The organism is uncultured Virgibacillus sp., assembly GCF_947495635.1.
Lineage (GTDB): Bacteria > Bacillota > Bacilli > Bacillales > Amphibacillaceae > Virgibacillus > Virgibacillus salarius.
In genome coordinates this window covers 1-9,179 of sequence record NZ_CANMAB010000134.1, presented here as the reverse complement: position 1 = coordinate 9,179, position 9,179 = coordinate 1, and the positions used below count along the sequence as shown (strand labels likewise).

Annotated in this window: 8 protein-coding genes; 3 read left to right on the top strand and 5 right to left on the bottom strand. The window is 36.6% G+C overall.

What is annotated here, in order from left to right:
- Nucleotides 1-263, top strand: a 263-nt coding sequence (locus Q1A47_RS18975; RefSeq protein ID WP_299632699.1) for a hypothetical protein, incomplete at its 5' end; no start/stop codon positions are given.
- A gap of 24 nt (nt 264-287) precedes the next feature.
- A complete protein-coding gene (gene zwf / locus Q1A47_RS18970; protein ID WP_026681757.1) occupies nt 288-1,769 on the top strand; it encodes a glucose-6-phosphate dehydrogenase in 1,482 nt (493 codons plus the stop codon).
- Nucleotides 1,770-1,876: 107 nt separating this feature from the next.
- Here zwf and Q1A47_RS18965 read toward each other — a convergent pair whose 3' ends face one another.
- From Q1A47_RS18965 to Q1A47_RS18945, 5 genes are all read right to left on the bottom strand, one after another.
- Entirely contained in the window at nt 1,877-2,182 is a 306-nt protein-coding gene (locus Q1A47_RS18965; RefSeq protein WP_026681758.1) for a hypothetical protein, read from the bottom strand.
- Nucleotides 2,183-2,634: 452 nt separating this feature from the next.
- Nucleotides 2,635-5,709: an efflux RND transporter permease subunit gene (locus Q1A47_RS18960; RefSeq protein WP_166530683.1), complete on the bottom strand. Its 3,075-nt coding sequence runs from the start codon at nt 5,707-5,709 to the stop codon at nt 2,635-2,637.
- 3 nt (nt 5,710-5,712) lie between these two features.
- Nucleotides 5,713-6,567 carry an efflux RND transporter periplasmic adaptor subunit gene (locus Q1A47_RS18955; RefSeq protein ID WP_121603941.1) on the bottom strand — a complete coding sequence of 285 codons (855 nt, stop codon included), beginning with the start codon at nt 6,565-6,567 and terminating at the stop codon, nt 5,713-5,715.
- A 30-nt stretch (nt 6,568-6,597) separates the two neighbouring features.
- A complete protein-coding gene (locus Q1A47_RS18950) occupies nt 6,598-7,479 on the bottom strand; it encodes a TetR/AcrR family transcriptional regulator (protein ID WP_166530684.1) in 882 nt (293 codons plus the stop codon).
- A 227-nt stretch (nt 7,480-7,706) separates the two neighbouring features.
- Nucleotides 7,707-8,210, bottom strand: a complete 504-nt coding sequence (locus Q1A47_RS18945) for a competence protein ComK (RefSeq protein WP_051388342.1) — start codon at nt 8,208-8,210, stop codon at nt 7,707-7,709.
- Nucleotides 8,211-8,464: 254 nt separating this feature from the next.
- Between Q1A47_RS18945 and Q1A47_RS18940 the strand changes: the two genes are divergently transcribed.
- Nucleotides 8,465-8,803 (top strand): YtxH domain-containing protein, encoded by a 339-nt coding sequence (locus Q1A47_RS18940; protein WP_051388343.1) that lies wholly within the window; start codon nt 8,465-8,467, stop codon nt 8,801-8,803.
- Nucleotides 8,804-9,179: the final 376 nt, after the last annotated feature.

Below are 9,179 nucleotides of genomic sequence, written 5' to 3'. Positions count from 1 at the left end.
GAACCAATCGGACATTTACTGGCAGTTGTTCCCATACTTATCCATATTTATTTCAGTTTATCGCCTGGAGTCGGGGGCTTACTGCCAGTTATATGCGGGATAAAGTGAAACTTCAATCCGTGGGTTTCGGATTGATAGTAGAACCAATCGGACATTTACTGGCAGTTGTTCCCATACTTATCCATATTTATTTCAGTTTATCGCCTGGAGTCGGGGGCTTACTGCCAGTTATATGCGGGATAACTTGGCTATCGGCTAATTAGTTAATAGAAAATGGAGAGGGTATTTTGAATACTATAGATAAACCAAACGTAGTAATTGTGATTTTTGGAGCAACAGGAGACCTATCTAAGAGGAAATTATTCCCTTCCATTTATCGCCTTTATCAGAATGGAAAAATTGGTGAAGATTTTGCAGTAGTTGGTCTCGCTCGTAGACCATGGACCAATGAAGTTTTTAGGGAAAATGTAAGAGATTCAATTCAAAATGCTTCTTTAAACGCAGAAGATATAGAAGCTTTTTCATCTCATTTTTATTATCATTCCTTTGATGTAACTGACACGTCTTCCTATGACCATTTAAAAATATTACTTGAAGAGCTGGAGGGTAATTATCAAACAGATGGCAATCGAATATTCTATTTAGCTATGGCACCGGAATATTTTGGTTCCATCGCCAATCAGCTTCAACAAAACGGCTTAAAGGATAGTGCTGGCTGGACAAGACTTGTTATTGAAAAACCATTTGGTCATGATCTAGAATCTGCAAAAGCGTTAAACAATCAAATTCGCGTGGCATTTAATGAAAATCAGATTTATCGTATCGATCATTATCTAGGAAAAGAAATGGTACAAAACATTGAAGTTATTCGCTTTGCGAATGGGATATTTGAACATTTATGGAACAATCGCTTTATCTCCAATATCCAAGTTACTTCTAGTGAAGAACTTGGTGTTGAAGATAGAGCACGCTACTATGATCATTCAGGTGCTACAAGAGACATGGTACAGAACCATATGCTACAAATGGTAGCATTATTAGCAATGGAACCACCAATTAAATTAACTCCAGAAGAAATTCGTTCAGAAAAAGTGAAGGTATTACGGGCATTACGACACGTTGATCCTGACAAAGTGGATGAATTCTTTGTTCGTGGACAGTATGGAAGTGGAACCTCAAAAGGCGAAGTGGTGAAGGGATATCGAGAAGAAACAGAAGAGTTAGCTGGATCTACTACAGAGACATACGTTGCTGGAAAAGTAATGATTGATAACTACCGTTGGGCAGGAGTACCATTCTATATCCGAACCGGCAAACGCATGAAAGAAAAATCCACTAAAATTGTCGTTGAGTTTAAAGATATACCAATGAATTTATATTACAAGGATGAAGCAGAGAAGCATCCTAATTTACTGGTCATTAATATTCAACCAAATGAAGGAATCACTTTGTATCTCAACGCTAAAAAGGCTGGAATCGGCTCAATTGCTGAGCCTATTAAGCTTTCTTATACCAATAATGGCGTGGATGGAATAAACACACCAGAAGCTTATGAAAAACTAATTTATGATTGTATCATCGGCGATACAACAAACTTTACACATTGGGATGAAGTAGCCTATTCATGGGCATTTATCGACTCCTTACTTCAAGCATGGTCAGCATCACAACCTAAATTCCCAAACTATCCTTCAGGTTCAATGGGGCCACAGGCTGCCAATGATTTACTTGAACAAGATGGATTCCATTGGTGGCCAATTACTGAATAGCTGATCATCTCTCAGAAAAAAGTCAGCGTAATATTCTAGTTTAGCAAAATGCTAATTTCTAAAAAAAGACCAAGTAATTCACATAACATACGAATTACTTGGTCTTTTTAATTTATACGTTTTTGTTCGTCTGAAATGGTTCCAGTAATTATTAGTACAATAGCAGTAATGATATGCATTAGCATACCGACAATAGGTATCCACCCAATACATGATGTAATAATTCCTAAAATACTACCTGCTGTAGCTGCACCATCTCTTTTTGATAAAAATAATGTAATGATATGAAGTATTAACATAACAAACAAGGGTGTCCAAAAATTTGAAACAATATATAAGCCCCCAAGAATAGGAAAGCCAAGTAGTGCTTCAAATATCCCTGTGACCCATTTCATTATTCTGGATAAAGACATAAGATATCCTCCTCTACTTCTTCTATTCTTCTCAATAAAGTTAATCAAATACATTTTTTGCGGATGTACTCAGGTTAAAATTAGTGAGAAGTGAAAAAAAGCACGCCCAAATTCACAAGGTTTTTGAATCCGGAAATAATTAAACTAACAAATATTAATACTTGACTGATCAGGAAAGTGGCTGGGACAAAAGTAAAATAGTTGAAGACGTGCCCACAGAAAGCAAGCATTTGACTAAGCGATGAATGAATGATCTATTTCCAAAACCGAAACTTTATCTAACTATTTCAGATAAAGTTTCGGTTTTACATCGCTAAAAATTCTTTTGTCCCTAACGAAGCTGCTGGGAAATATACTTCGCTTGCCAAGGAGTCTACGTATCTTTCCCAAGATAGTGTATTGTTCACCTTTAGAATGGGCTTTATCGCTTTATCTCAGCAGCTTCTTATCACCTAAGCTTCTTCTGTATTTTTATTTCTTCTTGTAATTTTTGCTGTTAAATCATCAAACAGTGTGTAGATTACAGGAATTAATAGTAGTGTAAAGATACTTGAAACGCCTAACCCAAATATTATTGTGACCGCTAATGGTTGCTGTGTTTCAGCACCTTCACCAAGAGCAAGCGCTAATGGTACCATTGCTAAAATCGTTGTTAATGTTGTCATAGCAATAGGACGTAGCCTGCTTGGTCCTGCTTCTAAAATTGCTTCATAACGATCTTTCCCTTTTTTGCGTAAAAGATTTATATAATCAACTAATACAATCGAGTTATTCACAACAATACCGGCAAGCATGATTATTCCAATAAAAGCAGGAATACTAAGAGGAATATCCGCGATAAACAGTCCGAGCATAACCCCAATTACAGTTGCAGGCATTGCAAACATAATAATTAATGGGAATAAGAAATTCTCAAATTGTATAGCCATCACTGCATAAACAAGGAAAATCGAGAAGACCAACGCAATTGCTAAATCAGTAAATGAATCTGTCATGTCTTGGGACTGACCACCAATTTCATAGCTATAGCCTTCTGGTAAATTCATGCTCGCAAGTACTGATTCTACGTCTGATGATATACTTCCTAAGTCTCTATCAACTATCTGGCTCGTAACATTCATCTGTGGTTGCTGGTTCTCTCTTAGTAAGCTAACAGGTCCACTCATTTGCTTAAATTCAGCTACTTCATCAAGTGATATGGTTGATCCCTGCATTGTTTGAATCTTCATATCATGTAAATCTTCTATTGAACTACGCTGATCCTCTGGATACATAAGGCTAACATCCATTTCCTGACCGTCTTCCCGATACTTTGTAGCTACTTGGCCCGTAAATTGTAGCTGCACTTGGCCAAGAACCTGTTCCTGAGTCAAACCGTACATTGCTGCTTTATCTTTGTCAACGGTAATATTCATCTGCGGTACACCATCAGATGCAGCAGATTCTGGATTATAAATTCCATCTACTGTGGATATTTCATCGACAACTTGATCCGCAAGTTCTGTTAACACTTCATGCTCTGGACCTTTTAATTTTATTTGAATAGGTTCTCCCATACTCATGCCCGAATCCATTGAGCTTACTGTGATTTCAGCTCCAGGAATATCCTGAAGTGCTTCGTCCATTTCCTGGACAACAGCATTTGTTGTCTTCTCTCTCTCTGATGAAGGGATTAACTGCATGGTGTAAGTCGCCTGGTTCGCACCACCGCCACCAGCTCCGGCAAAGCCTCCTCCGCCGACACTTACATAATTTGTTTCAATGACGGAATCAAATGCCTCTAATTCCTTATTCACCTTTTCAACAACCTCTTCGGTATGCTTCAAAGAGCTTCCAGAGGCTGTTTCAATACGAACCTCCATCTGACCTTGATCAGCAGAAGGAATAAATTCAGCTCCAATAAATGGTGTCAACGCCAAGCTACCAACAATGGCTAGGATGGTAACAAATACTGACGTTTTTCGATGACCCAATACCCATTTTAAGATACTGCGATAACGATCATTGATCCAATCTAAGAAACGATCAAACCAATATCGTCTTCCTCCATCCTTGATTGCTTTTTTCAGTAATTTTGAAGAAAGCATCGGAACAAGTGTAACCGCAACAACCAACGAAGTAATTAACGAAAATGAGACGGCTAAAGCAAGCGGTGTAAATAAATCTGATGCTATTCCTTCTACATAAATAATAGGTAGAAATACTACTAGGGTAGTTGTTGTAGAAGCAATAACGGCAGGAGCCAGTTCAGATGCACCTTTTATTGCTGAATCCTTCAAACTATAACCTTTTTGTCTGAAGGAGTAAATATGCTCCAGTATAACGATGGAGCTATCCACCATCATTCCTAAACCTAATGCTAGCCCTCCTAGTGTTAAGATATTTAACGTCTCGCCAGTGAAATACATTAACGTAAAGGTTGTAATAATTGCAATTGGAATAGATAAACCAATTACAATCGTAGCGCGAATACTCTTTAAAAATAACAACAAGATAAAGATGGAGATAATCCCACCGATTAATATGTTTTGAACTACCGAATCAATAGACATTTGAATAAAGTCAGATGTATCAATAATCACATCTAAATTGACATCAGATGGTAATTCTTGTTTTATTTCTTTGATACTGTCTTCGATATTTGTAGCCACTTCAACCGTATTGCTATCTGTTTTTTTCAAAACAGATAAAACGACTGATGGTTTACCATTTACAAATGTTAGGCTGGATTGTTCTTTAAAACCATCCTTAACTTTAGCCACGTCTTCTACGTATATCGTAGCACCTGCTTCAGTTTGAACAATCGTTTGTTTAATATCTTCCACTGATGAAAATTCGCCAGTAATACGGAGTTGAAGATCCTTATTTCCTTTTTCAACGGTTCCAACTGAGGCTGATTGATTCGTACTATTTAATGATTGAACAATAGATTGTGTCGTTACCCCATACTGTTGAAGTTTGGATTCATCCAAGATTAATTGAATTTCTCTTTCTTTTCCACCTTCAACAGAAACAGAGCCCACTCCACCTTGTCTTTCAAAGAATGGCACAACTTGATCATCGGCAACCTCTGTTAACGCTGCTGCATCCTGACCAGTCAGTCCTACCCACATTACAGGCATCTGATCTGGATTAAATCGCATAATATTTGGTTCGCCTGCACTATCTGGCAGCATCCCTTTAACCTGATCCACACTTTCACGCACATCTAACAATGCCTGATCTAAATCTGTTCCATTGCTAAACATTAGCATTACAAGTGAGGAGCCAGACTGCGATTGCGATTGAACTGTTTCAATACCTTCTACAGTACTTACTGCAGATTCGATTGGTCTACTTATTAAATTCTCTACCTCCTGTGGTGCAGCATCATCATAAGTGGTTGCGACCACTGCAACTGGGAGATCTATTTTTGGAAATAAATCAACCGTTAAGCTACGGAGTGAAACGGCTCCCAATGCAAGAATGGCCAGAACAATCATGATAACGCCGACAGGACGTTTTACTGATGTTTTTACAAGCTTCAAAATTTATTCCCCTTTCACGACATTGACCTTACTACCATCAGTTAATGTCAGCTGACCATTTACAACAATCTGATCCCCAGCTTTAACGTCACCCTCAATAGCAGTTTGATTTGACTGTGATTCTTTAATCGAAACTATAGTACGAACAGCCTTATTATCTCTTATCACATAAACAAATGACTCGTCATTTTCCTCTGCAATTGCTTCTGTAGGAACGATAACGGCGGAATCAATTCGTTTTTCTGGAATATGCAATTTTCCAGTCATTCCTGGCAATAAATCATTATCCTTATTCTCTATAGTTGCTTCAATTGGATATAGACCTGTATCATCAGGTATTGTTCCTATTGAAGTAACTTTTGCTTTATATTCTTTATCATTAATAATGGTAGTTAATTTGTCTTCTTTATCTAATAAGGAACGGATATCATTTGTTACCGTAAACTGTAGCTTTATCTTTTCTAAATCAACGATCAATGCTAATGGATTTTCCGTTGAAACAATCTCACCTTTACCTAACGATAATTGTGCAATTTCTCCATCTCGAGAAGCTCTAATATTTTGTTTACCTGCCGGTGTCTTTATAGTAGCTATCAGATCGCCCTCATTGACCTGGTCCCCATTCTCAACCTCCAACGTGTCTACTTCTCCAGGATTTTGAACCATAATAGGAGTTGATGTCAATGGTTGTGTTCGTCCATAAACTGTCTTATCGATAACGATATCCCCTTCCGTCGCTTCCTCCGTCTCAACTGGGGTTACTCTCTCTTCGCCTTGCTTCTTATCCTCTTCTTGATTACATGCAGCTAGCAGAACCATTAATAATAATCCCGCAAGACCTATACTTAATCTTTTCATCTATTCGACTCCTCTCTTATCTTTAACACATCATAATAGTTCAACATCGAACACTGTAGCAATTTGTTTAACTTCTTCATTCAATTCAGGATATCCAGTAAAGTGAGCTAACAACCCTTGAATAACTACAGTTTGTGGCTCATTACTATCTGCCTCATTTTGTATGGCCTGTATCACCTGATAGAGTTGAGACTCTTTAGCTCTACTTAATGGTAATTCAGCTACTTTCGACTCTAACTTTCTTAATGCTGCTAGAAAAGGTTGCTTAAAACGCTCATGCTCCGTTGCATTATGATAATCAGAAGGTATTTCTGAGGCTTTGACTAGCGGCTCTTCCTGATTTTCTAGCATTCCTTTAATTAAATCATCTAACCGTCTAACGATAAACATACCTGCTCGATATTTATCAATTGTAATATCATCTATTACCAACCACTTTAAATAACCATGAATGAGACCTTCTACTTGTATAACAGCATCAATAATCATTACATCTAATTGATTACCATAGATATCTCGTAGATTTTCCTTCATCCAATTAAAATTCTCTATCTTTAAGTTGCATATTTGGTTATCCATATCTTGCCCAATTGATATATTTTCACGAAAATACATCATAATATAATCCTTATGCTTATAGATATAATCAATTAGAACAGTGATTTGATTTGCAAAACTCTCTTTAGGTGTTTTTCCATTACTCTTTGCTTCCTTCATTTCCAAAGTAATATGGCGGTGGAAATCTAGAAAAGCTGTAGTAAGGAAATCTTCTTTCGATGGAAAATATATGTAAAAAGAACCTTTTGATACACCAGCCTCATTCGCAATTTCTTGAATAGAAGTGTTAAAGTACCCCTTTTCAGCAATTAATTTCATTCCTGCTTCAATTAACTTCATCTTTTTCTCATTCAATCTCGTCACCCACCTGTTTTACGTAATAACTATACGAATAGTTTCAATAAAATCCTGACTTACCGGTCAGTCATTATACCGCTTTATAAGTTTAACAACAAAAGCGTTTTCAAAACAAGTAAATTTACGTAAAAAAAAAGAAACATATTGTTCCCTATTCTGAGCTACCAGCTTGTCCATCCAACTAAATCTTAGTTTCTTTTGCGTCCGTCTCTTATTTTTCTGTATTAAAATTTAAAATATCGATTTCGGAAACTACGTTGGTCGAATAAAAACCCTCTATTCATATGTACGATTAATTGGCTAGTTCGCTTATATTGCATATCAAACACATTATGCGAGATATTAATTAGTAAGTCATTGCCATCAAAAAATTTAATATAAGTCTGATCTTGATACTTTTCATAAGTATCAATATGATGATAAGCCAACCAAACACAGCTTTTATTTTTTATTGAGGCAGTAGGTAGCATGTAAACACCCTTCTCTGGAATTATAGGAACTGGGAGTTTGCTAGACGATTTTAATATACGCTTCACAGCCTTCCTTCTTCCGTCTAACGTCGATCCATATAATAAACAACTATTGTTAATTATCTGTTCTGGTTTATGTAAAGACCTTCTCTGCATATTTCCTTCCAAAATAATAGAACGAAAGTAGGATCGTTCCTTTAATAAGATGGCTTTCGTTTGTGGAGAAATAATATATACCGATGTAATTCGTTGTTCCATCTATTTACCTCCTGATTTTATTTTTATTAGTTGTAAATCTATTTTACTATGAATATAAATGGTTTTGGTATATATTCAGATGATTTAAAATGATCGGGTATAATTTAAATATATTTAATTTTACCGTTTTATTTTTATAGATTAGGGGTAATGAACTTATAATGAGCTAAAGTCACATGCTTGTATGAGTGAGATTAAAACATCTCCTATCTTTTGTTACGCGGTGACATCATATTAACAGGAGGAGAAAATGAATGGCAAAAACTGAAACGAAGAGATCGATCAATGTAAAACAAGTTATATCAGGGACATTAATAGGTGCTGCTGTTGGTGCCATTACATCCTTACTATTAGCCCCTAAAACAGGGAAAGAGCTTCGTAAAGATATTTCAAAGCAGATGGTAAATACAAAAGATAATACGGTAGTAATAACCAAGAAATTTGGAAATTCAGCTAAGGGAAAACTCACAAATGTAAAACAAACGGCATCTGCTACTTCAAAAAAAATAACGGACAAAGTAAAAGCGCAAAGACAAAATAAACAAAAGCTTGAAAACCAGCAGGCGGATGTAGAGATTTATTCCGCAAAATAAGAATTAGCTGCTGCCAATGAAGCAAAAAAATAGAATACTTTATCATCTCATATGTAAAGATAAAGTGAAACTTCCATCCGTGGGGGTTTTGTTTTTCCCCACGGATGGTTAGTTAAACCAATCGGACATTTACTGGCAGTTGTTCCACACTTACCCATATTGGGTTCACTTTATTGCTTAAAGGGCGGATCTTACTGCCAGTTATATGCGGGATAAAGTGAAACTTCCATCCGTGGGGTTTTGTTTTTCCCCACGGATGGTTAGTTAAACCAATCGGACATTTACTGGCAGTTGTTCCACACTTACCCATATTGGGTTCACTTTATTGCTTAAAGGGCGGATCTTACTGCCAGTTATATGCGGGATAAAGTGAAAC